Source organism: Roseibium sp. RKSG952, assembly GCF_009711355.1.
This window is the reverse complement of sequence record NZ_SMMF01000484.1, coordinates 1-1,250: the sequence shown is the minus strand read 5'-3', so window position 1 is coordinate 1,250 and position 1,250 is coordinate 1. Positions and strand designations below refer to the sequence as shown.

At 62.9% G+C, this 1,250-nt stretch carries 1 pseudogene; it reads right to left on the bottom strand.

The features are described 5' to 3' along the window. Window positions 1–1,250, bottom strand: a pseudogene (gene istA, locus E1297_RS01700) (IS21 family transposase); the annotation flags it as partial.

The following is a 1,250-nucleotide window of genomic DNA, read 5'->3' as shown; positions in this document are numbered from 1 at the left end:
GCCCGCTTCGTAGGCGCCCTCGATCAGGGCCTCGTAGCCGCTGAGGGACGCAAGCTGCACCGATACGTTGGGCACCCTGGCAGGGTCCGGGGAGAAGTGCGCCCGCAGAACCGCCATGTCCGGCAGTCCGCCTTCATCAAGGGTGTCGGCCAGCCGCTCGGCGAGTTCGCGTTCACAGCCCCTGTCATGGGCCAGTGCCAGCAACTCCACCATGGTCTTGCAGGCCTGCCTTTCGGAAAGCTTCTCCAGAAGGGTGTCGAAGGTCCGGCGATATTCCAGCCGGGGAAAGAGCTTGTCGCGATAGACGAGTTGCAGCAGGGCCATGGGCTTCTTGCGCAAGGAATGGATGACGTGCCGATAGTTGACCACCTGGTCGTGCTTGCCCTCGGGCGAGGCCCGCCCGCGCGGCAATGTCATCAAATGGGTGCCGCCGACAAAGACATCAAGCCGGTCATCGAAAAGGCGCACCCTGAGCCGATGGCCGATCAGGCGGGAGGGAACAGTGTAGAACACCTTCTTGAGGGTGAAGCCACCGGTGCGCCCCACACGCACCACCACCTCTTCGAAGTCCGTGGTGCGGTGCTGGGGCAGTTGTTTGAGATGAGCGCGTTCGGAATCGATGCGCTTGTCATTGTGGGCATTGCGCCGGCTGACAATCTCGTCGATGAAGGCGCGATAGGCCTTAAGATCGTCGAAATCCGGACTGCCCCGCATCAGGAGTGCATCGCGCACCGCGCACTTGAGATGGCCGTGAGCGCTATCAACGGACCCATTCTCGTGGGCGACGCCCTTGTTGTTGCGCGAAGGCGTCATGCCGTAATGGGCGCACAGTTCCTCGTAGGCGGTGCGTCAGGTCCTGCTTGGTATCGGCATCAAGATTGCGGAAAGCGGCAGACAGACTGTCGCTGCGATGGTCATGGGGGGCTCCGCCGAGCGACCAGAGAGCATTCTGCAATCCTTCCGCAAGCGCCACAAAGCTCTCCCCGCCGAGAATGACATGGGCGTGCTCGAAGCCGGAATAGACGAGCCGGAAGTGATAGAGCAAATGATCGAGCCGCTGGCCGGCGATCGTGACCCCGAGGCTTGCCATGTCGGTGAAGTCCGACAGGCCGAGCCGGCCGGGCTCGTGAACCTGACGGAAGATCACCTCCTGCTCCTCGCCGTGAACGGCACGCCAGGAGCGGATGCGCCGTTCGAGCGTCCGGCGAATGCCTGAACCAAGTTCCGGATGGCGCCGCAGCATCTCCTCG